Below are 21,260 nucleotides of genomic sequence, written 5' to 3' on the forward strand. Positions count from 1 at the left end.
GCGCTGTGGCGGTGCGGGCCCGACGGTGCGGACAGGGCCCTGACCTTGAGGATAAGCACTCGGCGGGGCATCGGGGTTTCCGTGGCAGGGTGGTGCGGGCAAGCCCTTGGGGGCATCGGGAGAGGGGTAGACGTGATTGTCTGGATCAACGGCACTTTCAGCGCCGGGAAGAGCAGCACGGCACGCGAACTGACCGGACTCCTGCCGGAGAGCACCTTGTTCGACCCGGAGTTCATCGGTGACGCGCTGCGCGTGCTGCTGCCCCGCAAACGGCTCGCGGAGGTATCCGACTACCAGGACCTGCCGAGTTGGCGGCGGCTCGTCGTGGACACGGCCGCGGCGATGCTCGCGGAGCTGGGCGGGGTGCTGGTGGTCCCGATGACACTGCTGCGCCAGGAGTACCGGGACGAGATCTTCGGCGGGCTCGCGGCGCGCAGGATCCCCGTGCGGCACGTTCTGCTGGCCCCGGAGGAAACGATCCTTCGGAAGCGGATCGCGGCACGTGAGGAGCCCGGGTCCGCGGCGGACGTGGACCTGCGGGTACGGCAGTGGGCCTACGACCACATACCGGTCTACCAGCACGCACTGGGCTGGCTGACGGCCGACGCGCACGTCATCGACAACGGCACCCTGACCGTACGGGAGACGGCGGAGAGGATCGCCGAGGCCGTGCGCACCGACGCGGCCCGGGTCTGCGACATCGTGCAGACCCCGCAGCCGACGCGCGAGACGGTGGCGGCCGGGGTGCTGCTCTTCGACGACGCGGACCGGGTGCTGCTGGTGGATCCGACGTACAAGGCGGGGTGGGAGTTCCCCGGCGGCGTCGTCGAGGCGGGCGAGGCACCGGCGTGCGCGGGGGTGCGGGAGGTCGAGGAAGAACTGGGACTCGTACTGGAGGCGCTCCCGGAACTCCTGGTCGTGGACTGGGAGCCGCCCGGGCCTCCGGCGGGGTACGGGGGACTGCGGCTGCTGTTCGACGGCGGCCGGCTCCCGGCGGCGCGGGCCGCGACGCTGCGGCTGCCCGGGCCGGAGCTGCGGGCGTGGCGGTTCGTGACGGAGGAGGAGGCCGCGGAGCTGCTGCCGCCGCCGCGGTACGAGCGGCTCCGGTGGGCGCTGCGGGCGCGGGACCGGGGGCGGGCGGCGTACCTGGAGGCGGGACGGCCGGTCCCGTAGGCACCGTCCGAGCGGGGGCCGCCCGCCCCCGGACCGGGCGCCGGGTCCGACCCGCCGGCGCCGCCGGGAGGCCCGCCAGGGGGTGTGCGTACGGCGACAGTTCCCGGTCCGGCAGTACGGGCTCCGGGACCGGCTGTTCCCTGCGGATCACCGGGGCGTCCACTCCGTGCGCCGGCACCTCCGCGCCCCGGCGGGCGGCGATGCGCCGCGAGCGGAGTTCGCCCGAAGCGGTCCACCCCCGGCGGCCTTGGGCCGACCGCCGGGAGGACCGCCGGCCGGCGTCAGGCGCGCTTGGACTCGGCGTAGTTGAGGAGGAACAGCGCCTCGGTGACCGACAGCCGCTCCAGCTCCTCGGGGGAGACGCTCTCGTTCACCGCGTGGATCTGAGCCTCCGGCTCGCTCAGCCCGATGAGCAGCATCTCCGCGTCCGGGTACAGCGAAGTCAGCGTGTTGCACAGCGGGATGGAACCGCCCATGCCGCTGATCTGCATCACCTGGCCCGGGTAGGCCACCGCCATGGCCTGCGCCATCGACGCGTACGCCGGACTGTCGGTGGCCCCCTGGAACGGCTGGCCCTGGCCGACGACTTCGAGCTCCAGGTGCGCCTTCCACGGGGTGTGCGCCACCAGGTGCGCCTCCAGCAGCTTGATCGCGTCCGCCGTGTCCACGCCGGGCGGCACCCGCAGGCTCACCAGCGCGCCCGCGCTCGCGTGCACCGACGGGGTCGCGCCGACCAGCGGAGGGGAGTCGATGGCCAGCACGGTGACCGCGGGCCGGGCCCACAGCCGGTCCGCGATCGTGCCCTCGCCGATCAGCTCGACCCCGTCCAGCACCTTCGCGTCGGAACGGAAGTCGGCCTCCGGGTACTGGAGTCCCTCCCACACCCTGTCCGAGGCCAGCCCGTCGACCGTGGTCGACCCGTCCGGCGCGCGCAGCGAGGCCAGCAGCTGGATCAGCGCGGCCATCGCGTCGGGGGCGACACCGCCGAACATGCCGGAATGCAGATTGCCGCCCAGGGTGTCGATCTTGACCTTCAGCAGGCACATTCCGCGCAGGGTCGCGGTGACCGTGGGCAGACCCGTACGGAAGTTGCCCGCGTCACCGATCACGACGGCGTCGGCGGCCAGCAGTTCGGGGTGGGCCGTCGCGTACTGCTGGAGGCCGCCGGTGCCCTGCTCCTCGGAACCCTCGACGATCACCTTCACGTTCACCGGGACGCCGCCGTTGGCCTTCAGCGCGCGCAGCGCGAGCAGGTGCAGGATGAACCCGCCCTTGCAGTCGGCCGTGCCACGGCCGTACCAGCGGCCGTCGCGCTCGGTCAGCTCGAAGGCGGGGGAGATCCAGGCCGCGTCGTCCAGCGGGGGCTGCACGTCGTAGTGCGCGTACAGCAGGACCGTCGGGGCGTCCGCCGGACCGGGCAGGTACCCGTACACCGACTGGGTGCCGTCCGGGGTGTCGAGCAGCGCCACGTCCTCGAAGCCCTCGGTGCGCAGCGCGTCGGCCACCCAGTTCGCGGCGGCCTGGCTCTCGCTCTGGGGGAACTGTGCCCAGTCCGCCACCGACTGGAAAGCCACCAGCTCGGACAGCTCCTGCTTGGCGCGGGGCATCAGCGAGGCGACGGTCTCGGCGATCGGATGAGACGGCATGGGCACGCTCCTCTTGGGTGCGACGTTGGTGTACGTGTACGTGTACGCGGCCCGCATGCGCGGGGTGTGCGTATGCGGACTACGGCAAAAGACTGTCCCGATCCTCGCACAACGGGGCAGTCGGTCTCGCGCCGTAGGATTTCCCCGGCATCGGAGCAACGGCATGAACCGCATGATCAGGAGCAGCAGCACATCGTGAGCAGCGACGAGAGCGACAGCGGCGGCGTACGCGACGCGGCAGCAGGGCAGGCCGCTCAGGGGGCGGACGCGGAAGTGGCCGGGGGGACCGGCGAGGTGGACGGGGCGGGTGAGGTCTGGGACGTGGTCGTGGTCGGGGCCGGGCCCGCCGGGTCCTCGGCCGCGCACGCGGCGGCGGCCGCCGGACGGCGCGTTCTGCTGTTGGAGAAGGCAGAACTGCCCCGGTACAAGACCTGCGGCGGAGGCATCATCGGCCCCTCGCGCGATGCGCTGCCGCCCGGTTTCGTGCTGCCCTTCAAGGACCGCATCCACGCGGTCACCTTCTCGCTGGACGGGAGGTTCCACCGGACCCGGCGTTCGAAGCAGATGCTGTTCGGGCTGATCAACCGGCCCGAGTTCGACGCGGCGCTGGTCGCCGAGGCGGAGAAGGCCGGCGCGACGGTCCGTACGGGTACGGCCGTATCGCGGGTCGAACAGCACGGGGCGTCCGTGCCCGACCGGCGGACGGTCGCGGTGGTGCTAGCCGACGGCGAGACCGTGCTGGCCCGGGCCGTGGTCGGCGCGGACGGGAGTGCGAGCCGGATCGGCGCGCACGTCGGGGTCGAGATGGACCAGGTCGACCTCGGTCTCGAAGCGGAGATCCCGGTGCCGGACACGGTCGCCGCGGACTGGAAGGGCCGGGTCCTCATCGACTGGGGCCCCCTGCCCGGCAGCTACGGCTGGGTCTTCCCCAAGGGCGACACACTCACCGTCGGGGTCATCTCGGCGAAGGGCGAAGGCGCCGCGACCAAGCGGTACCTGGACGACTTCATCGCCAGGCTGGGCCTGTCCGGTTTCGAACCCGCCGTCTCCTCCGGGCACTTGACCCGGTGCCGCAAGCCCGGATCGCCGCTCTCGCGCGGGCGGGTGCTGGTCGCGGGCGACGCGGCCGGACTGCTGGAGCCGTGGACCCGGGAGGGAATCTCCTTCGCGCTGCGCTCGGGGCGGCTCGCGGGGGAGTGGGCCGTGAAGATCTCCGAGTCGCCGGACGCGGTGGACGCGCGCCGCCAGGCCCTCAACTACGCCTTCGCCGTCAAGGCCGGGCTCGGTGTGGAGATGGGCGTCGGCAAGCGGATGCTGACCGTGTTCGAGGCCAAGCCGGGGCTGCTGCACGCGGCGATCACCGGCTTCCGGCCCGCGTGGCTGGCCTTCGCCCGGATCACGCGCGGCTCGCTGACGCTGGCCGACATGGTGCGTACGTACCCGCTGGCGCGCAAGGGGCTGCACCTGCTCGACGCCAGGCAGGCGCGGAGCCGGGGCCGGTCCGGCGACCAGGGCTGAGGCCGGCTCCCCGGTGGGGGAGCGGGAGCGGTGGGAGCACCGTGGTGCGGAGTGTGGCGGTCCTGCCGGTGTGCCGGCGGGGCCGCCGCCGCATTTCGGGGCGGTCCGTACGGCACGGGCCGGGGCGGGGTGCGGGCCGGGGCGCCCGGCGGCGGGCCTGGGACGCGGGGTGCGGGCGCGGGACCGGCCGGGGTCAGGGGGCGATCGTGATGCGGAAGACCGGGTGGTCGGTGGCCGCCGCCCGCAGCTCGGACTCCGAGGAGTTCACGGTGACCCCCTTGAAGAACCGGTTGACCTCCCAGCCCCACTTCTTCAGGTAGCCGCGCAGGACGACGGCCTTCTCGGCGGGGTCGCTGAGCTCGGTGACGGTGAAGGCGCGCACCTTGCGGCCCACGCGGAGCTCGCCGCCGCCCGCCGCGCGCATGTTGCGCACCCACTGGGAGTGGCCGCGGGCGGAGACCAGGTACTGGGTGCCGTCCTGGGTGTACGGGTTCACCGGGATCCGCTGCATCTGGCCGGACGTGCGGCCGCGTACCGAGAGCTCGGCGGTTCCGGCCAGGCTGATCCCGACACGGGCGAGCTTGCCGAGAAGGGCGTTGAAGCGGGTGTCGAGCGGGCCGGCCTTCAGGTAGTACGGGGCGGGCGTGTCCATGGCGGCCTCCGGGGAGTTTTGGAGAGCAGTGCTCTCGCTTGAGATCAGTGTGCACGGATCACTGCCCCAAAACAAGAGCAGTGCTCTCGAAATGGATCGGCGCTTCCATTCTTGGGCAGTGCTCTGCATGCGTGGCACACTGATCCCCATGAGCACCGTGCGAGGGGCCAGGGAACGAGCCCGCATCGAAGTCACCGCCGCCATCAAGGACGAGGCGCGCCGCGCACTCGCGGCCGAGGGCGCCGCCAAACTCTCACTGCGCGCCGTCGCCCGCGAGCTGGGCATGGTCTCCTCCGCCCTCTACCGCTACTTCCCCAGCCGCGACGAGTTGCTCACCGCGCTCATCGTCGACGCCTACGACAGCGTCGGCGCCGCCGCCGAAGAAGCCGACGCCCGTTCGCTCACCGCCGGCGCCGCGCCCCGCGCCCGCTGGATCGCGGTCTGCGAGGCCGTCCGCACCTGGGCGCTGGATCATCCGCACGAGTACGCGCTCATCTACGGCTCACCCGTCCCCGGCTACACCGCCCCGCTCGACACCATCGGTCCGGCCTCCCGCGTGGGCAACGCCTGCATCGCCATCGTCCGCGCCGCCTACGAGGGCCGTGGCCTCGCCCTCCCACCGCTCCCCGCCGAGCTGCGCCCCGAAGCCGTCCGGATGGCCGGGCAGTTCGCCGAGGGCCTGCCCCCCGAGGTCGCCGCGGCCCTGGTCGCCGCCTGGGCGCAGCTCTTCGGGCTGATCTCCTTCGAGCTGTTCGGCCGGTTCACCCGCGTCGTCGAAGACCGTGCCACCTTCTTCACGCACGCGGCCGGCCAGCTGGCGCACGGGGTCGGGCTGCCCGCCGTGTGACGGGCCGGCCGGGGCGGCGGCTGACATTGGGCCGGGGCGCGGGCCGGTGGGGCGGGCGGGGTGCGGGCCGGTGCGGGGGCGAGGCGCGGGGGCGAGGGGGCGAGGCATGGGGGCGAGGGGGCGAGGCGTGGCGGCGGGGCGTGAGCTACCGAGGGGGCGAAAGTTCGCTTGTCAGTTCCTCATACCGAAGCAGAGGATTCGGCCCTGGTGCGCCCGGCCGCCCGTCTAGTGTTCCTCGGGTCGCGTTCCCGTGGCACCCCTGGCCCCCGCATCCGCCCCGGCACCCGCCGTGGCCCGAGGAGCAGTCATGAACCGCGCCGCGAAGGCCGTTTACGCTGTGCTCGCCACCCTCTTACTCGCCGCGCCGGCGCCCGCGGTCACCGCATCGGCGACCCAGGGCCCGGTCCGGGCCGCGGCCGCCGCCCTGGCGCCCGCCCCCACCCCCCAGGTGAGACCGACGCCCCGGGCGCCCGGCGTACGGGGCCTCGAGATAGCCGTCCCGGCCTACGTGTGGGCCGACGACCCGATGCTCGTCGAACTCACCGCCACCGGCCCGGCCGCCTCCGTGGTGGTCCTCAACCCGGGCAACGGCGACTCCCCGTTCGACGCCTCCTGGAGGGCCCGGGCCGACGCCCTGCGCACCGGCACCACCGCCACCGGCGAGAGGACCAAGGTGCTGGGCTACGTCCACACCGACCACGGCAACCGTGACCTCGCCGCCGTGAAGGCCTCCGTGGACAACTACCTCAAGCCCGCTGACGGCGGTGACGGCCGCCTCCACGTGGACGGCATCTTCTTCGACGTCGTCAGCCGCGACTGCGGCCCGGCCAACGCCACCCGCGACCGTTACGCGGAACTGCGCCGCTACGTCCAGGACACCATGGAAGCGGCCGCCCCCGGCTCCGCGGAGCTGGTCGTCAACAACCCCGGAACGGCCATCGCCGACTGCTACCTGGAGCCCGGCCACCGCACCGCCGACGTGTTCGTCACCTTCGAGGACACGTACGCGGCTTACACGGGCGGCGGCTGGCTCGGCGGCAACGTCTTCAGCGCGCTCACCGGCTACCGCTCGGGAGCCGAACTGGACCCGAGCGGGACCGCGTTCTGGCACCTGGTCCACGACGTCCCGGACGCCTCCGCGATGCGCGGCACGCTCCGTACGGCCTTCGAACGCGGCGCGGGCTACGCCTACGCCACCAGCGCGCGGATGCCGAACCCCTGGAACGCCCAGCCCAGTTGGAAGTACCGCCCCCAGACGGTGTACGCGTCCGGCCTGGGGTGAGCCGGACTCCGGCCGCCCGAAGGCGTTGATCCCGACGAGGAGCCGCCCCACGCCCCGCCCCGAGTCGGTGATCCCATGCGGGCCGGTCCAGGAGCTGGAGTGGGCGTGGCCGCCACCTTCAGATGTGCGATTCGGGGGGAAAGCCGGTCCAGCGGAGCTCGGCGGGGAGGTGCCGCATGTCGTTGGAGATGAGGACGGAGGCCGGCCGGCCGGGCGCATATCGGATGACCGTAAGTGCGGCGTTGCCGTGGTTGAGGCCGAGCCAGCGCCACTTCGGCGCATGCATGGCATCCCGGACAAGCCAGGCGACGAGGAAGTTGTGGGTGACGACCAGTTCGTGCCGGTCCTGTTCGCCGTCCACCGGCCCGGTGAACACGTCCAGCGCCTGCCCGGCCAGCGCGGATCCGTGCTCCCGCTCCTCGTCGGTGACATCAGCGAGGAAGCGGAGGAAGAAGTCTGCCGACTCCGCCGGGAGCTCGTCCCTCACCGGCATGTAAGGAACGTAGTCACCGGCCACTTCCGAGACGCGGAGGGGAACGGACTCCAGCTGGTCGCCGATCAGACGTGCGGTCTGCTCCGCCCGGGGCAGCGGACCGTGGTGAACGGCTGCGAAGGGGACGTCCTGGAGGCGCTGCCCGAGCAGCACGGCTTGCCGGCGGCCGTCCTCAGTCAGCCCGCTCTCCTCCGACACGGCCTCACCGTGCCGGACCAAATAGAGGTATCGGGTGGCTGTGCCGGTCATCGTGAACTCCTCTGCGCGCGCCAACGATCTTGTGCACCCAGGGACGCCGCTTCCTCCAGTCCCGGTTCCCCCACCCGTCGAAGGGACGCGCTTCAGCGGTCCTCGTCCTGCGGGCGGCGGGAGAAGCGCCACAGGAGGTGGGTGGCGCGGAGCGCGAACGCCGTCGCACCCAGGGCGCCACCCACCGTCGCCAGGGTCCTGCCGGTGGCGGGGGAGAGGTCGAAGGCCAGGGCCGGGGCGTACACCGCGGCGAAGACGAGGGCTGCCGCGATGCCGCCGCTGATGAACGCGTAGACGATCTCGATGGTGATCGCGTCCCGGTCGGCCTGGCTCCGTCGCCCCATGCCCGCAGTGTCACCGGGGAGCCGCACCGCCACAAGGGTGCCTCCGGCTGTCCAGATCCCTGCGGTTCACATACCTGCGGTTCGATACCTGCGGTTCGGATTCCCCCGGTTCAGATTCCCGCGGTGTCGGCCCAGAGTCGCGCCAGTTCCGCGTCACCCGTCACCCCGGGCCCCGTGAGCGGCTGCCGGTTCCACAGTGCCGAGTAGAGCCAGGCAGCCTCGCCCGTCAGCGTGCAGTCGGCCGCCCCGCCGTCCCCTTCCCCGTCCCCGCGCACCGTGCGCGCCGGCTCCGGCGACAGGTGTACGGTCCACACCGCGCCCGTGTCGGAGGCCCGCACCCGCATGGTCCGGGGCTCCGCCGTCCGGACCCGGCTCTGCGGCCGCGCGTGGAAGCCGGTGAGCAGCTCGTCCACCCCGTCCTCGGCGAACGGGGCCTCCACCGCCCCGAACCCCGCGCCCAGCGCCGCCTCCGCGTCCATCCGGTGCATGGTGGTCTCGTGCGCCTGGCGCCGCGCCCAGAAGGCCAGCGGCGAGGGCGGCGCCGTCGGCAGGAAGGTCCAGCACCGGGTGTCGGCGGGCGCCCCGGTCAGCGTGCGCACCAGCGTGGCGTGGCCCTCGCGGAACCAGGCCAGCAGCTCTTCGCCCACCAGTTCCGGAGCATCCGGGAAGGGCGCCCGCGCGCTCAGGCCCTGCGCCACGTACCCGGTCGCCCAGCGGTGCACCGAGCCGGTGTGGCGCAGCAGATCGGCGACCCGCCACTCGGGACAGGTCGGCACCGGAGCCTGCGTACCGGCCCGTTCGGCGGCATCGGCGAGCTGCAGGCCCTCGCGGGTCAGGGTCTTCAGATAATCGATGATCTCCATGCCGGGAGTCTCCCAGCCCTCCCGCGGGGCGCACAATGAAAGGCATGGAGTCCTCGGACGGCGCCCTCTTCCCGCTCCTCCCGCGGGAGCGGACCGAGATCGTCCCCGGCGCCGTGCACGTGCCCGACTGGCTGGAGCCCTCGCGGCAGCGGGAGTTGGTGGCGGCCTGCCGCGACTGGGCCCGGCCGCCCGCCGGGCTGCGCACCGTGCGCACGCCGGGCGGGGGGACGATGACCGCCCGGCAGGTGTGCCTGGGGCTGCACTGGTACCCGTACGGGTACGCGACCGCCGCCGTCGACGGGGACGGCGCGCCGGTCAAGCCGATGCCGGAGTGGCTCGCGCGGCTGGGGCGGGGTGCCGTGGCCGCCGCGTACGGCGCCGCTGGGGCACTCGATCTCCTGGGCGGTGACGGCGGGTACGACATCGCCCTGGTCAACTTCTACGACGGCGACTCCCGCATGGGCATGCACCGCGACGCCGAAGAGCGCTCCGCGGCCCCGGTGGTCTCGCTCAGCCTGGGTGATTCATGCCTCTTCCGCTTCGGCAACACCGTGTCGCGCGGGCGTCCGTATCGGGACGTTGAGCTGCGCAGCGGGGATCTGTTCGTCTTCGGCGGGCCGGTCCGACGGGCCTATCACGGGGTGCCGAAAGTCCTGCCCGGCACCGCCCCGCCCGGCCTCGGCCTGACCGGGCGGCTGAACATCACACTCCGGGTCGGCGGGCTCGGCTAGCGGGCGGCGTCCTCGGCGCCCCGATCATGCGAGGATCGCTGTCATGAACGGCAACGGGGCCCCGCGGCGGGTGGGGGATGTGACCACGGTGTCCGCTGGGACGGACGGCACGGCTGGCGCGGCCGGGGCGGAAGAAACGGCCGGCGCGGAAGGTACGGCCGGCGCGGAGGGTACGGCCCGGATGGCCGGTGCGGCCGGTGCGGCCGGTGCGGCTGGTACGGCCGGGACCGAAGCGTCCACCGCCTCCGCTGCCTCCGCTGCCTCCACCGGCTCCGCGCGCACCAAGCTGGAGCGGGGCCGCGGCGCGCTCGGCCCGGCGCTGGAGCTGGTCCACACCGGCCGGGCCCCGACCCGCGCGGTCCTGACGGCCGAGCTCGGCGTCACCCGCGCCACCGCCGGAGCCGTCGCCGCCGAGCTGGAAGCCCTCGGCCTGATCCGCGTCGACTCCCGCCCCGGCGGGGCCGGCGGTGCCCAGGGCCGTCCCTCGCACCGGCTCTCCGTGGACGAGAACGGCCCGGTGGCGCTGGCCGCGCAGGTGCACTCGGACGGGTTCCGGGCCGCCCTGGTCGGCCTCGGCGGCCGGATCGTGGCCACGGCCCCCGGCAGGGTGCCCGTCTCGGCCGACCCCGCGCAGGTGCTCGGCGCGGTCGTCGAAGCCGGGGCCGCGCTGCTCGCGGAGACGGGTCGGCGCTGCGTGGGCGCGGGACTGGCGGTGCCCTCGGCGGTCGCGGAGCCGGAGGGTACGGCGCTGAACCCGCTCCACCTGGCCTGGCCGGCCGGATCGCCCGTACGCGCCATCTTCGCCGACTGCGTGAAGGCGGCCGGCATCGACGGACCGGCGCTGACCGGCAACGACGTCAACCTCGCCGCACTCGCCGAGCACCGCCACGGCGCCGGCCGCAGCGCCCAGCACCTGCTGTGCGTGGCCACCGGGCACCGCGGGGTCGGTGGGGCGCTCGTCCTGGACGGCCGTCTGCACAGCGGGAGTTCGGGCCTGGCCCTGGAGGTCGGCCACCTCACCGTGAACCCGGAGGGGCGGCCCTGCCACTGCGGCAGCCGCGGCTGTCTCGACGTGGAGGCCGACCCGCTGGCCTTCCTCACCGCCGCCGGCCGCACGCCCGGCCCCGAGGTGTCGCTGCTCCAGCAGGCCCGGGACCTGCTGCGCGAGGAGTACGCGGAGCCGGGGGTGCGGGCGGCCACGGAGGAGCTCATCGACCGCCTGGGCCTGGGCCTCGCGGGGCTGGTGAACATCCTCAATCCGGACCGGATCATCCTGGGCGGGCTGCACCGCGAGCTGCTCCACGCCGACCCGGAGCGGCTGCGCGCGGTGGTCGCGGACCGCAGTCTGTGGGGGCGCAGCGGAGGCGTGCCGATCCTGCCCTGCACGCTCGACCACAACAGCCTGGTCGGCGCCGCCGAACTGGCGTGGCAGCCGGTCCTGGACGACCCCCTGGGGACCCTGGGGGCGGCGGCCTGACACCGGGCCGTTCCTTTCGGATCTTGCCGGGCCGGCAAGATCCGAAAGGAACGGCCCGGTCGGCGGCCACCGGCTCCCGGGATCCGGCGGCCGGAGCACTACCCGGGCCGGGTGCCGACCGAGGCGGCCACCGGCAGGCGGGCGGAGACCGGTCCGGGTGGTGCGGCGGCGGGCGGGGCCGGGGCGGGTTCTCGTACGGGCTTCTCCGCCAGGAGCACCGGGTGGCGCTCCGGCGCCGCCGGGCCGGGGGCGGCGCGCAGGGAGAACCACACCACCTTGCCGGGGCCGTCGTCCTGGGGCCGTGCACCCCACGCCTCGCTGAGGGCCTCCACGAGCGCGAGCCCGCGTCCCGAGGTCTCCAGATCCGGTGTCCCGGCCCCGGGCTCCGCGCCGCCCCGGGAGCTCTCGCAGGCCCCGTGGCACCCGGCCGCGCGGAGCACCGGGAGGCGGGGGTCGCTGTCGTAGACGGAGACGGTCACGCGGCCGAGGCGCAGTTCGATCTCGACGGTGCACGTCTTGTCCGGCTGCGCGTGGCGGTGGACGTTGCTGAGCAGCTCCGTCACGCCGAGCGCGGCCCGGTCGATGAGCGGATCGAGCTGCCAGTGGCGCAATTGCGCGGAAACGATTCGGCGGATCTGTCCGATCCGCAAGGGCAGGGCCTGCAGTTCGACGACGCAGTGCCTGCGGGAATGACTGATCACGGCTGCGACTCCCCGACATCAGTGTTACGGGTGCTGCACCCTCGGTGACGCCTCCCCAGGGTCACCCACTGTGGACGTATGTGCAACCGAACGCGATCGAAAGCGATTCGCATGGATACCCAAAGTGACTGTTTGTGCAGGTGAGGGGGGTACATTGCGAAAGCGGGCGGTGCAGGGACGAGCCCCGCGAGCACTCGGGACATCGGGAAGTACGAAGGAGCACGGCGCATGAGCACCACCGGTACGACCGCCACGACCATCGACGTCGACCGCAGCGACGCGGACTACCGCGCCTGGCTGAAGGAAGCCGTCCGCAAGGTGCAGGCGGACTCGAACCGCTCCGCCGACACCCATCTGCTGCGCTTCCCGCTCCCCGAGGCCTGGGGCATCGACCTCTACCTCAAGGACGAGTCCACGCACCCGACGGGCTCCCTCAAGCACCGCCTCGCGCGCTCGCTGTTCCTGTACGCCCTGTGCAACGGCTGGATCCGCCCCGGCCGTCCCGTCATCGAGGCCTCGTCCGGATCCACCGCCGTGTCGGAGGCGTACTTCGCCAAGCTGATCGGCGTTCCGTTCATCGCCGTCATGCCGCGCACGACGAGCCCCGAGAAGTGCCGGCTCATCGAGTTCCACGGCGGCGAATGCCACTTCGTCGACGACTCGATGAAGATGTACGAGGAATCGGCCGAACTCGCCGCGCGCACGGGCGGGCACTACATGGACCAGTTCACTTACGCGGAGCGCGCGACGGACTGGCGCGGCAACAACAACATTGCAGAATCGATGTACCAGCAGCTGCGCCTGGAGCGTTACCCCGAGCCCGCGTGGATCGTGGCCACGGCCGGCACCGGCGGCACCTCGGCGACGATCGCGCGCTACGTGCACTACATGCAGCACGACACCCGCATCTGCGTCCCGGACCCGGAGAACTCCTGCTTCTTCGACGGCTGGACCCACAACGACCCGCACGCGAGCAGCGACTGCGGTTCGCGCATCGAGGGCATCGGCAGGCCCCGGATGGAGCCGAGCTTCGTGCCCGGCGCGATCGACCGGATGATGAGGGTCCCCGACGCGGCGAGCGTGGCGGCGTGCCGCGCGCTGGAGACGGCGATCGGCCGCAAGGCGGGCGGTTCCACCGGCACCGGGGTGTGGAGCGCGCTGAAGATCATCTCGGAGATGGTGGCGGAGGGCCGCACGGGCAGTGTCGTCACCCTGCTCTGCGACGGGGGCGAGCGCTACCTCGACAAGTACTACTCCGACGCGTGGCTGGCGGAGCAGGGGCTCGACATCGCCCCGTACGCGCGGACCCTGGAGACCATGCTGGCGACCGGGGTGTGGCGCGAGCCCGTCGGCTAAACGTTTCCTCTGGCCCGGACCCCGTCCGCTGGCTACGCTGTGCGGACTTTGGGCACGGGGCGGGGCGGGGAGCGATGGCGGAGATCACGGACAGCGGCAGTGGCGCCGGCGCTGGAGGCGGGGCCGCGCCGTCGGCCTGTCCCCGCTGCGGCCGGGAGGACCAGGTGCTGGGCGTGTCCGCCGCGTACCTGCGGTCCAAGGCCAAGATGCGGGTGGAGCGCGGCGGCGGGGAGGACGACAGCGTCACGATCCGCGAGGAGAACTCGGCTCTGGCCAAGGCCCTCGCGGTCGCCCCCGAGGAGCCGGACAACGGCACCGCGGGCTGCGTCGGGGTGCTGCTCCTCCTCGCCTCGATCGGCGCCTTCGTCTGGGGTGCGATCGAGGGGAAGTGGTTCGGGGACGACACGGCCCCGCGGCTCTACGGGACCGATGGCGACGGCCACTTCGCGGTCGACCAGCCCGCGACCTACCTGGGCTGGATCGGTGCGGCCCTGCTGCTCGTGGGCGTCGTCCTCCTCGCCCTGTCGGGCCGGGCCGTACGCACCTGGCGCCGCCGGACCCAACCGGGGCGGGTGGCCGCCGACCGGGTCTGGGCGGACGCCTGGTACTGCGGCCGCTGCGGTACGGTCCACTTCGCGGGCGAACGGTCCCTGACCCTGCAGGAGTTCCGCACCCGGGTCTGGACGGCGGGCGGTTACGGGGACCTGGCCGTGCGGCATCCCGCGATCTGATCCGTGACAGGGCTGTGGCGACAACCCCGTGGGCCCGGAGCCGGGGAATGCCCACGCCGTGCCGACTTCGATCACGACGGAGCCCCGGGGGGAAGCATGGCGGGCATCGAGTACAACAGGCCGGAGCGGGACGCGCGGACGCGGGACCGGATCCCGGGGCCCGCAGGTCCCGCACCGGTGGGCGGGGGCTCGCTGCCGGTGTGCCCCGGTTGCGGCCGGTCCGAGGAAGTGCGGGCGGTCCAGGCGGTGTTCCTGGACGGGCACCGGCACGCCCGGGAGGACAGCGGTGTCGGCGGCGAGCGGCGGACCACCACCCGGGAAGTGGTCTCGCGGCCGGCCCGGGACCTGGCACCGGTCCCGCCCAAGCCCTCGGTCCAGGGACGCGGGTGCCTGGGAGTGCTCCTGGTCATGGGCTCGATCCCCCTTTTCGTGATCGCCATGACGACCGGGTGGTCGCACAGCGACGGGCCGGGGTCTTCGGCGTTCACGGGTACGGGCTCCGGTGACTCCTTCCGCCCGCCCGATCTCGGGTTCCTGGCCTGGATCTCGGCGTGCATGCTGCTGATCGCCGTCGGCCTCTTCGTCGCGGTGGCCGTGTCCCTCCGGGCGCACCGGGCGAGGACCGAGCCCGGTCGCGAAGCGGCGGAGCGGCTCTGGAGGCAGGGCTGGTACTGCGCGCGCTGCGGGACGGTGCACTTCGCGGGTGGACGGGCCCTGAACCTCGAGGAGTTCCGTACGCGGGTGTGGACGGCGGGCGGCTACGGAGACCTGGCCGGGCGCCACCCCGCGGGCGGTGGGAGCACCCGCGGCTGATCCGGCGGCTCCCTACTGATCCGCTCCGCTCCGCCCGGCCAGCCGCCGGTCCAGCGCACGGACCGCCGTGCGGAAGGAGTGGCCGAGCCCCGGGCGGGCGGCGGCGAGGGCGAAGCGGACGGTGGCCGGGCCGTCCGCCGCGAAGGTCCAGCGGACGTGCGTGCCCGACCCGGAGGGAGTGAGGCGCCACTCCTCCAGCAGGGCCCGTATCGCGGGGGCGTTGGTCTCGTCGACCCGGTACGCGTAGCGCTGCTCCGGATCCACGGCCATGATCGTCTCCTGGAACCGGATCCCGCCCAGCAGCTTGATCTCCCGGCCCGCGCCGCCGTGCGTCGGCCGGGCCAGCGTGACCGCCCGGAACCAGCGCGGCCAGCCCTCGACCTCCTCGGCCAGCGCCCGGTACACGGCCTCGGGGGCCGCCGTGGTCCGGGCGGAGAAGACCAGGCGTACGGGGGCGTCCTCGAGGAAGTCCAGCCCCACGGGGCGAAGTCGGCGGGCCATGACGGTACTCCCTGGGTTCGGCGGACGGCCGGCGGTGTCCGGCGGGCTGCCACCCTAGCTGGCGGGCCGTCAGATGTCCGCTGCCGGGGTGGTGGACCCGTTTCGCGGACCCGGCCGGAGCCGGGACAATGCCGTGCATGCTTATCAGAGCAGCGAACATCGACGAACTGCCCCTCCTGCAGGACATCGAGCGGGCCGCCGGGGAGTGCTTCCGGTCCATCGGCATGGCGGAGATCGCCGACGACGAACCGCTTCCGCTGGAGGAGCTCCTGGGCTACCGGCGGGCCGGCCTGGCCTGGGTCGCGGCCGAATTGGCGGGAAGTGGGGCCGGAAGTGGGGCCGGAGGCGGCGCCGGAACCGGGGCCGGAGGCGGCGCCGGAAGCGGGTCAGACCTCCGGGCAGGAACCGGAGCCGGAGTCCCGGTCGGTTACCTCATCGCCGACCGGGTCGACGGGAACCTCCACATCGAGCAGGTGTCGGTGCACCCGTCCAGCGCGCGCCGCCGCATCGGGCGGTCCCTGCTGGAGCACCTCGCGGAGCTGGCCAAGGCGGAGGGGGTTCCCGCGCTGACCCTGACCACCTTCACCGACGTGCCGTGGAACGCCCCGTACTACGCCCGCTGCGGCTTCCGGACCCTGGACGAGAGCGGCCTCGGACCCGGACTCCGGGACATCCGCGACCGCGAGGCCGTACACGGGCTCGACCGCTGGCCCCGGGTGTGCATGCGCCGGGACCTGTGAGCGACTGCCGACGCCCCTGAGCGACTGCCGGGGACGCCCCTGAGCGACTGCCCGGGACACCTGAGCGGGCGACGGCGACACCCCTGAGCGGCCCCCGGGGACACCCCTGAGCCGACCGCCGGGTCAGAGTCCCGGGAGGTCCTCCGGGAACAGCAGGGTGAGGTCCTCCGTGCTCGGCTCCGGTAGTTGCGCCACCCGCCCCGCGTGCCGCTCGACCATCGACTCGAAGGTCTGGCGGGCGGTGCGGCCGTTGCCGAAGGCGGGCCCCTTGGGCAGGTCGGTGAAGTACGTCAGCAGTGCCTCGGAGGTCTTCTCGCCGAGCAGGTACTCGTGTTCCTCGGCCTGCTGCTCCACGATCCGCAGCAGCTCCGGCGGCCCGTAGTCCCAGAAGGTGATGGTCCGGGAGAAACGCGAGGCCACTCCCGGGTTCACGGTGAGGAAACGGTCCATCTCCGCCGTGTACCCGGCGACGATCACCACCACCGCGTCCCGGTGGTCCTCCATCAGCTTCACCAGCGTGTCGATCGCCTCGCGCCCGAAGTCGCGGCCCGAGTCCTCGGGCGCCAGCGCGTACGCCTCGTCGATGAACAGCACACCGCCGCGCGCCCGGTCGAAGGCCTCCTGGGTGCGGATCGCCGTGGACCCGATGTGCTCCCCGACCAGGTCCACCCGGGAGACCTCCACCAGGTGGCCGCGCTCCAGCACCCCGAGGGAGGCCAGGATCTCCCCGTACAGCCGGGCCACGGTCGTCTTGCCGGTACCGGGGGAGCCGGTGAAGACCAGGTGGCGGCGGACGGAGGCCGCCTTGAGCCCCGCCTGCTGCCGCCGGCGTCCCACCTCGATCATGTCGGTGAGCGCGCGGACCTCGCGCTTGACGCTGTCCAGCCCCACCAGCGCGTCGAGCTGGCCCAGTACCTCGCCCGAACCGCGCACCGCGTCCGCTCCGGTGGGGGCGGGCCCGGTCTCGTCGGCGGGCCGCGGCGCCGGCAGCCGCTCGGCCACCGCCGTCGCGGGGCCCCGCGCGGCCGAGACCGTACGGATCCCCGCGCGCTCCCCGCCCGCGCCCGCGCCTGCGCCGGAGGCCGACTGGGCGGCGAGGCGCGGCCCCGACTCGTCGCTCGTGCACTCCTCGGCGACCGGGCCGTCCTCCGCGAACTCGTAGCCCCCGCGGGCGCAGCGCTCGGTGTGGCAGCGGTGCAAGGAGGTGCGGCAGCCGTCGATGACGTGGAAGCCGAAGCCCGCGCTGCCCGTCACCCGGCAGGCTGTGAACGTGCCGCGGCCGCCCGCCGACACGTAGAAGCCGGCCTCGGCGGGGGAACTGACCGTGCACCGCTCCAGGGTGGGATCGGCGCCCTTGGTGACGATCACCCCGGTCTGGACGGAGTCGATGGCGCAGTTGGCGAGGGTGCCGCCGCTGCCGTGGTCGCGGAACCAGGCCCCGGTCGCCGCCTCCCGGATCCGGCAGTCGTCGAGCTGGGCCGTCGCCCCGTCGCTCACCGAGACGGCGGTGTTGCGCACCTGGGAGAGATCGCTGTCCACGACGTCCACGCGCGAACCGCGGTCCAGCACGAACAGCGCGTCCGGCACGTCGTGGACCCGGCAGGAGTCCAGGGAGACCGCGGCTCCGTCGCTGATCCAGACGGCGGGGTAGTCGCCGGTGCTGTCGTGGATCTCGCAGGAGTCGGCGACGACCCGGGTGCCCGGATCCCACACGGACAGGCCGTTGCGGCCGAAGCGGCGGACGGTGGTGCGGCTGAGCGTCAGCACGGAACGGGAACGCAGGTCCACCGCGTTCTCCGGGATGTCGTGGATGTCGCAGCCGGCGAGGGTGAGCGCGGCGTCAGTGTCCAGGGTGACCCCGTCGGCCGAAGTGCGGTGGACCGCGCAGTCGGTGAGCACGGCCGTGGCCCGCGCGGCGATCTGCACGCCTGCACCCTTGATCTCGTACACCTCGCAGCCCAGTGCCTCCAGGCCCGACCCCTCGCCGGTCACGCCGATGCCGGCGCCCGTGGCGTGGTGGATCCGGCAGCGCTCCAGCCGGGGGCGGCCACCGCCGCGCACCGAGACACCGGTCTGGCCGGCGGCCACCACCTCGCACTCCTCGAACACCCCGCCGCCGCCGTCCAGTACGGCGATCCCGGCCCCGGCCGGATTCTCCACCGTGCAGCGCCGCACCAGCGGCCGGGCGCCGCTGCCGCGGACCTCGATCCCGGCCGAGGACCGGGTGCTCACGCGGAGGTCGGTCAGCTCGGGAGAGCCGTCCTCGACGAGCAGTGCGGGCGCCGTCGGGTCCTGGCCCTCCAGGTGGAGGTCCTGGACGACGGCCGAGGCGCGGATGGTCAGCGCGACCCCGTCGAGCGGCGCGATCCGCACCGAGCCCACCGCGCCCTCCGGACCGCGCAGGGTCACGGCGTGGTGCAGCACCAGGTTCTCCCGGTAGGTGCCGGGCGCGATGGACAGGACGTCGCCGTCGCCCGCCGCGGCCAGCGCGGCGGTCAGCGTCGGATATTCACCGGAGCGGCGACGCCACCGCGAGGAACCCCCGTGCGTCACCTGGACCGTGCCCTGAGCCATGGTGCTGTCGTGCCCCCACCCTCGTGTTCCGCGTGTTCGCGTGCCTGATCTGTTCGCGTGCCGCGCTGCCGGAGCGGCCGCCCCGGTCGGACCGACTGCTGCGGCGCTCCACCGTAGCGCGCGCGGGGCCGGTGAGTTGCCAGGTCAGCTGCCCGTGCCCGCCCGACCCCAGTCAGGTCCCGCCGCGGCCCATGCGCGGTCCAGCCGTATGTACCGCCGATGCATGAGCCTTCGTACGACCAGGCGGCGAAGCGTCTCCACCAGCGCGGCGATGCCGAGGGCCGCCGCGAGTCCCGCCATGCCCGCGTGGAAGCTGGCCGACGAGGGGTCCAGGGGCTGCCCGACCAGCCGGCCGTGCGTATCGGTCCATATCCGGAACCGGTCGCCGGTGTGCGGCGGTTCCTCCGCGGCCGGCACCGTGCCCTGGTGGTTGCTGCCGTCGGGCCCGGTCCACGACGCGACGATCTGCGTGCGCTGCGGGGTCTGGCGCTGCGCCGCCGGATCGGTGGCCGAGCCGGGGAGCGGATCCGGTGTCGGCCGGACCACCACCGCCGGTACGAGATGACGCTCCAGCCGCTGTTCGCGCGCGGCCCGCTGCAGTGTGCCGTCCACCCGCAGGCCCGCGGCGCAGCCGATGGCCGGAGCCACCAGCAGGACGCACACCAGCGCGGCGAAGGCCACCCACGCCTCGAATAGATCGGTCTGGCGGCGCAGCGGATTGCGCCGCCAGCGCCACACACCCATTGCTGTCCACACGGTCCGGCTCCCCCTGCTCCTGCCAGTCTCCGCCTGCCTGCCGTCCCAGCCTCCCGCACGCCCCGGGCTCACGCATTCCGGGACTCGCGAGACGTGTGTCACCCGATCCGGTGCTCACGTCCCGAATGATCCAACGGGCGGTGTGCGGTGGTTGGTTCCACAGAGGTGAGAGAGCCCCCCGAAGGTGTCATTCCGGGTGGGCCGGCGGTCCCGGGCCGACGCTCATTCCAGGACGCGGACCTCGTCGCCGACGCGGACGGTGCCCAGCTCCACCGGCACCAGCATGCGCCCGAAGGCCAGCGACTTCCCGATCCGGCGGTGCACGGCCAGGGTCTTGAGCGGCTCCTTGCCCCGCAGCCCCGAGGTCTGGTCGGTGGTGGTGACGACGCAGCGCCCGCACTCGCGCACCCCGCGGAAGACGGCGTCGCCGATCGCGACCCGCTTCCAGGAGTCCTCGGCCCACGCCCCGGCTCCGGAGACCACCACGTTCGGGCGGAAACGGTTCATCGGGAGCGGACCCTCGTCCGGGTGAGTTCCCTGAGCGATCAGCGAGTTGAGCGCGTCCAGCGAGGCGAGCGTGGTGATCAGCAGCGGATAGGCGTCGGCGAGGCTCACGGTCTCGCCGGGCAGCGCGTAATCCGGATCCACGGGCCGCCGTACGGCCGGGTCGTCCAGGTGCACCAGCCGCGCCGGCGTCCCCAGGTACGCGGTGAACCAGTCGGCGGCGGCGCGCGCCGCCACCACGGTCAGGACCTTCTTGCCGAAGAGGACCACCGGCTCCAGCGGACCCGGCTCCGGGACCTCCACCGTCAGATCCGCCATGCCCGGTGCCGAGACCTCGAACCCGCCGCCCCCCAGCGGACGGGCGCACGCCAGGGCCAGCCTCGGCTGCTGGCGCTGGGTGATGACCGTGCCCTCGCTGTCCACCACCGCCCAGCGGCGGTCGTCGGACAGACCCCAGGGCTCCACGGCCACCTCGTCGGGAGCTGTCCCCGCCACCGACTTGACGGGATGGACGTGGAGCGCCTGGACATGCATTTTCACCATGAGGGAATACTGCCAGTCCCTCTCAGGGCCTCCGCAGCGACCTCCTCGGAGCGGGCCGGGCCGTCAGTAGCCCCGGCCCTGCGGCTGGTACGGGCGGCCGTACGGGTCCTCGAACGAGGCGGCCGGGACGGGCGCGGGCTGAGCCTGCACCGGACGCGGCGCGGCCGGGCGCATCGCCTCGTACCCGGTGCCCGTGGGGGCCGGGCGGGGCTGCTGCGGCTGGGGCTGCGGCACGTACCCCGTGCGGGCCGCGAACTGCTGCGGCGGAATGTAGGGGGCGGGCGCCTGCTGGAGCGGCATCGGCTGCTGCATCGGCGACATCTGCTGCATGTGCGGCATCTGCTGCGGGGCGGCCGGATGCTGGTACTGGTACCCGTACGACGGGGCCTGCTGGTGCTGCTGCGAGACGGCCGGCGGCAGCGCGGGGAGCGAGGACGCGAGAGCCGGGAGGTACCCACCGCTCGAGTAGCCGGAGCTCGGCGACTCGTACGCGGCCGGGACGCGGATCGGGGCGATCTGAGGCGTGCCGCGTTCGGCGACGAGGGAGTCGTAGATGGGGGTGTCCGGGAAGGAGGGCGCGGAGTAGTAACCGCCGCCATAAGTGGAGCGGGGGGAGGTCATGGACCTAAGTTAAGCCCACGACTTCACGGGGTCCATAGCGAGGTGTCACCAACACCGCTCTGACCTGCATATTCGCAGGTCAGAGCCACAGCCTTCACTTGACGTTCACGTGCACGATTTGACCGGTTCCGTCCGGGCTTGCTCC

Annotated in this window: 21 protein-coding genes; 10 read left to right on the plus strand and 11 right to left on the minus strand. The window is 73.4% G+C overall.

From position 1 onward, the window contains the following. Window positions 1–132 precede the first annotated feature (132 nt). Window positions 133–1,173, plus strand: a complete 1,041-nt coding sequence (locus OG904_RS28245; RefSeq protein ID WP_405495689.1) for an NUDIX domain-containing protein — start codon at window positions 133–135, stop codon at window positions 1,171–1,173. A gap of 281 nt (window positions 1,174–1,454) precedes the next feature. On the opposite strand, the gene OG904_RS28250 is transcribed toward OG904_RS28245, so the two are convergent. Further along, window positions 1,455–2,819: a dipeptidase gene (locus OG904_RS28250; protein WP_405495691.1), complete on the minus strand. Its 1,365-nt coding sequence runs from the start codon at window positions 2,817–2,819 to the stop codon at window positions 1,455–1,457. Window positions 2,820–3,092: 273 nt separating this feature from the next. Between OG904_RS28250 and OG904_RS28255 the strand changes: the two genes are divergently transcribed. After that, the gene (locus OG904_RS28255; protein ID WP_405498321.1) at window positions 3,093–4,337 is read left to right on the plus strand and encodes a geranylgeranyl reductase family protein; all 1,245 of its coding nucleotides are present in this window, start codon (window positions 3,093–3,095) and stop codon (window positions 4,335–4,337) included. A gap of 193 nt (window positions 4,338–4,530) precedes the next feature. Here OG904_RS28255 and OG904_RS28260 read toward each other — a convergent pair whose 3' ends face one another. After that, window positions 4,531–4,989 (minus strand): nitroreductase family deazaflavin-dependent oxidoreductase, encoded by a 459-nt coding sequence (locus OG904_RS28260; RefSeq protein ID WP_405495693.1) that lies wholly within the window; start codon window positions 4,987–4,989, stop codon window positions 4,531–4,533. A 148-nt stretch (window positions 4,990–5,137) separates the two neighbouring features. On the opposite strand from OG904_RS28260, the gene OG904_RS28265 reads away from it, so the two are divergent. After that, a complete protein-coding gene (locus OG904_RS28265) occupies window positions 5,138–5,836 on the plus strand; it encodes a TetR/AcrR family transcriptional regulator (RefSeq protein ID WP_405495695.1) in 699 nt (232 codons plus the stop codon). A gap of 307 nt (window positions 5,837–6,143) precedes the next feature. Then, on the plus strand, window positions 6,144–7,118 hold the full coding sequence (locus OG904_RS28270; RefSeq protein ID WP_405495697.1) for a spherulation-specific family 4 protein: 975 nt from the start codon (window positions 6,144–6,146) through the stop codon (window positions 7,116–7,118). A gap of 118 nt (window positions 7,119–7,236) precedes the next feature. Here OG904_RS28270 and OG904_RS28275 read toward each other — a convergent pair whose 3' ends face one another. From OG904_RS28275 to OG904_RS28285, 3 genes are all read right to left on the minus strand, one after another. Continuing rightward, window positions 7,237–7,860 carry a histidine phosphatase family protein gene (locus tag OG904_RS28275; protein ID WP_405495699.1) on the minus strand — a complete coding sequence of 208 codons (624 nt, stop codon included), beginning with the start codon at window positions 7,858–7,860 and terminating at the stop codon, window positions 7,237–7,239. Between the two features lie 92 nt (window positions 7,861–7,952). Next, on the minus strand, window positions 7,953–8,204 hold the full coding sequence (locus tag OG904_RS28280) for a DUF6332 family protein (RefSeq protein WP_405495701.1): 252 nt from the start codon (window positions 8,202–8,204) through the stop codon (window positions 7,953–7,955). A 110-nt stretch (window positions 8,205–8,314) separates the two neighbouring features. Next, entirely contained in the window at window positions 8,315–9,067 is a 753-nt protein-coding gene (locus OG904_RS28285) for a maleylpyruvate isomerase family mycothiol-dependent enzyme (protein ID WP_405495703.1), read from the minus strand. Between the two features lie 44 nt (window positions 9,068–9,111). On the opposite strand from OG904_RS28285, the gene OG904_RS28290 reads away from it, so the two are divergent. Next, window positions 9,112–9,798 (plus strand): alpha-ketoglutarate-dependent dioxygenase AlkB family protein, encoded by a 687-nt coding sequence (locus OG904_RS28290; RefSeq protein WP_405495705.1) that lies wholly within the window; start codon window positions 9,112–9,114, stop codon window positions 9,796–9,798. Between the two features lie 43 nt (window positions 9,799–9,841). Continuing rightward, window positions 9,842–11,275, plus strand: a complete 1,434-nt coding sequence (locus OG904_RS28295; protein ID WP_405495707.1) for an ROK family protein — start codon at window positions 9,842–9,844, stop codon at window positions 11,273–11,275. A gap of 98 nt (window positions 11,276–11,373) precedes the next feature. On the opposite strand, the gene OG904_RS28300 is transcribed toward OG904_RS28295, so the two are convergent. Beyond that, window positions 11,374–11,976, minus strand: coding sequence for an ATP-binding protein (locus OG904_RS28300; RefSeq protein ID WP_405495709.1), 603 nt, complete (start codon window positions 11,974–11,976; stop codon window positions 11,374–11,376). 228 nt (window positions 11,977–12,204) lie between these two features. On the opposite strand from OG904_RS28300, the gene OG904_RS28305 reads away from it, so the two are divergent. From OG904_RS28305 to OG904_RS28315, 3 genes are all read left to right on the plus strand, one after another. Beyond that, window positions 12,205–13,332, plus strand: a complete 1,128-nt coding sequence (locus OG904_RS28305; RefSeq protein ID WP_405495711.1) for a PLP-dependent cysteine synthase family protein — start codon at window positions 12,205–12,207, stop codon at window positions 13,330–13,332. Between the two features lie 74 nt (window positions 13,333–13,406). Further along, entirely contained in the window at window positions 13,407–14,063 is a 657-nt protein-coding gene (locus tag OG904_RS28310; protein ID WP_405495713.1) for a hypothetical protein, read from the plus strand. Window positions 14,064–14,159: 96 nt separating this feature from the next. After that, the gene (locus OG904_RS28315; protein ID WP_405495715.1) at window positions 14,160–14,876 is read left to right on the plus strand and encodes a hypothetical protein; all 717 of its coding nucleotides are present in this window, start codon (window positions 14,160–14,162) and stop codon (window positions 14,874–14,876) included. 12 nt (window positions 14,877–14,888) lie between these two features. On the opposite strand, the gene OG904_RS28320 is transcribed toward OG904_RS28315, so the two are convergent. Then, window positions 14,889–15,377 carry an SRPBCC family protein gene (locus OG904_RS28320; protein ID WP_405495717.1) on the minus strand — a complete coding sequence of 163 codons (489 nt, stop codon included), beginning with the start codon at window positions 15,375–15,377 and terminating at the stop codon, window positions 14,889–14,891. Window positions 15,378–15,514: 137 nt separating this feature from the next. Between OG904_RS28320 and OG904_RS28325 the strand changes: the two genes are divergently transcribed. Continuing rightward, window positions 15,515–16,117, plus strand: a complete 603-nt coding sequence (locus OG904_RS28325) for a GNAT family N-acetyltransferase (RefSeq protein ID WP_405495719.1) — start codon at window positions 15,515–15,517, stop codon at window positions 16,115–16,117. 123 nt (window positions 16,118–16,240) lie between these two features. Here OG904_RS28325 and OG904_RS28330 read toward each other — a convergent pair whose 3' ends face one another. The 4 genes from OG904_RS28330 to OG904_RS28345 form a co-directional block, all read right to left on the minus strand. After that, on the minus strand, window positions 16,241–18,691 hold the full coding sequence (locus tag OG904_RS28330) for a right-handed parallel beta-helix repeat-containing protein (RefSeq protein WP_405495721.1): 2,451 nt from the start codon (window positions 18,689–18,691) through the stop codon (window positions 16,241–16,243). Window positions 18,692–18,835: 144 nt separating this feature from the next. Continuing rightward, window positions 18,836–19,447: a hypothetical protein gene (locus tag OG904_RS28335; RefSeq protein WP_405495723.1), complete on the minus strand. Its 612-nt coding sequence runs from the start codon at window positions 19,445–19,447 to the stop codon at window positions 18,836–18,838. Between the two features lie 222 nt (window positions 19,448–19,669). Beyond that, window positions 19,670–20,494: an MOSC domain-containing protein gene (locus OG904_RS28340; RefSeq protein WP_405495725.1), complete on the minus strand. Its 825-nt coding sequence runs from the start codon at window positions 20,492–20,494 to the stop codon at window positions 19,670–19,672. A 63-nt stretch (window positions 20,495–20,557) separates the two neighbouring features. Beyond that, window positions 20,558–21,115 (minus strand): DUF6643 family protein, encoded by a 558-nt coding sequence (locus OG904_RS28345; RefSeq protein WP_405495727.1) that lies wholly within the window; start codon window positions 21,113–21,115, stop codon window positions 20,558–20,560. Between the last annotated feature and the right edge of the window lie 145 nt (window positions 21,116–21,260).

The organism is Streptomyces sp. NBC_00096 (assembly GCF_045041305.1).
Classification (GTDB): domain Bacteria; phylum Actinomycetota; class Actinomycetes; order Streptomycetales; family Streptomycetaceae; genus Streptomyces.

Coding starts and splice junctions, on each gene's coding strand:
- OG904_RS28330 (WP_405495721.1), bottom strand. CDS start 18,691: ATGGCTCAGGGCACGGTCCAGGTGACGCACGGGGGTTCCTCGCGGTGG.
- OG904_RS28320 (WP_405495717.1), bottom strand. CDS start 15,377: ATGGCCCGCCGACTTCGCCCCGTGGGGCTGGACTTCCTCGAGGACGCC.
- OG904_RS28315 (WP_405495715.1), top strand. CDS start 14,160: ATGGCGGGCATCGAGTACAACAGGCCGGAGCGGGACGCGCGGACGCGG.
- OG904_RS28340 (WP_405495725.1), bottom strand. CDS start 20,494: ATGGTGAAAATGCATGTCCAGGCGCTCCACGTCCATCCCGTCAAGTCG.
- OG904_RS28265 (WP_405495695.1), top strand. CDS start 5,138: ATGAGCACCGTGCGAGGGGCCAGGGAACGAGCCCGCATCGAAGTCACC.
- OG904_RS28275 (WP_405495699.1), bottom strand. CDS start 7,860: ATGACCGGCACAGCCACCCGATACCTCTATTTGGTCCGGCACGGTGAG.
- OG904_RS28280 (WP_405495701.1), bottom strand. CDS start 8,204: ATGGGGCGACGGAGCCAGGCCGACCGGGACGCGATCACCATCGAGATC.
- OG904_RS28270 (WP_405495697.1), top strand. CDS start 6,144: ATGAACCGCGCCGCGAAGGCCGTTTACGCTGTGCTCGCCACCCTCTTA.
- OG904_RS28290 (WP_405495705.1), top strand. CDS start 9,112: ATGGAGTCCTCGGACGGCGCCCTCTTCCCGCTCCTCCCGCGGGAGCGG.
- OG904_RS28285 (WP_405495703.1), bottom strand. CDS start 9,067: ATGGAGATCATCGATTATCTGAAGACCCTGACCCGCGAGGGCCTGCAG.
- OG904_RS28250 (WP_405495691.1), bottom strand. CDS start 2,819: ATGCCGTCTCATCCGATCGCCGAGACCGTCGCCTCGCTGATGCCCCGC.
- OG904_RS28310 (WP_405495713.1), top strand. CDS start 13,407: ATGGCGGAGATCACGGACAGCGGCAGTGGCGCCGGCGCTGGAGGCGGG.
- OG904_RS28345 (WP_405495727.1), bottom strand. CDS start 21,115: ATGACCTCCCCCCGCTCCACTTATGGCGGCGGTTACTACTCCGCGCCC.
- OG904_RS28295 (WP_405495707.1), top strand. CDS start 9,842: ATGAACGGCAACGGGGCCCCGCGGCGGGTGGGGGATGTGACCACGGTG.
- OG904_RS28260 (WP_405495693.1), bottom strand. CDS start 4,989: ATGGACACGCCCGCCCCGTACTACCTGAAGGCCGGCCCGCTCGACACC.
- OG904_RS28325 (WP_405495719.1), top strand. CDS start 15,515: ATGCTTATCAGAGCAGCGAACATCGACGAACTGCCCCTCCTGCAGGAC.
- OG904_RS28305 (WP_405495711.1), top strand. CDS start 12,205: ATGAGCACCACCGGTACGACCGCCACGACCATCGACGTCGACCGCAGC.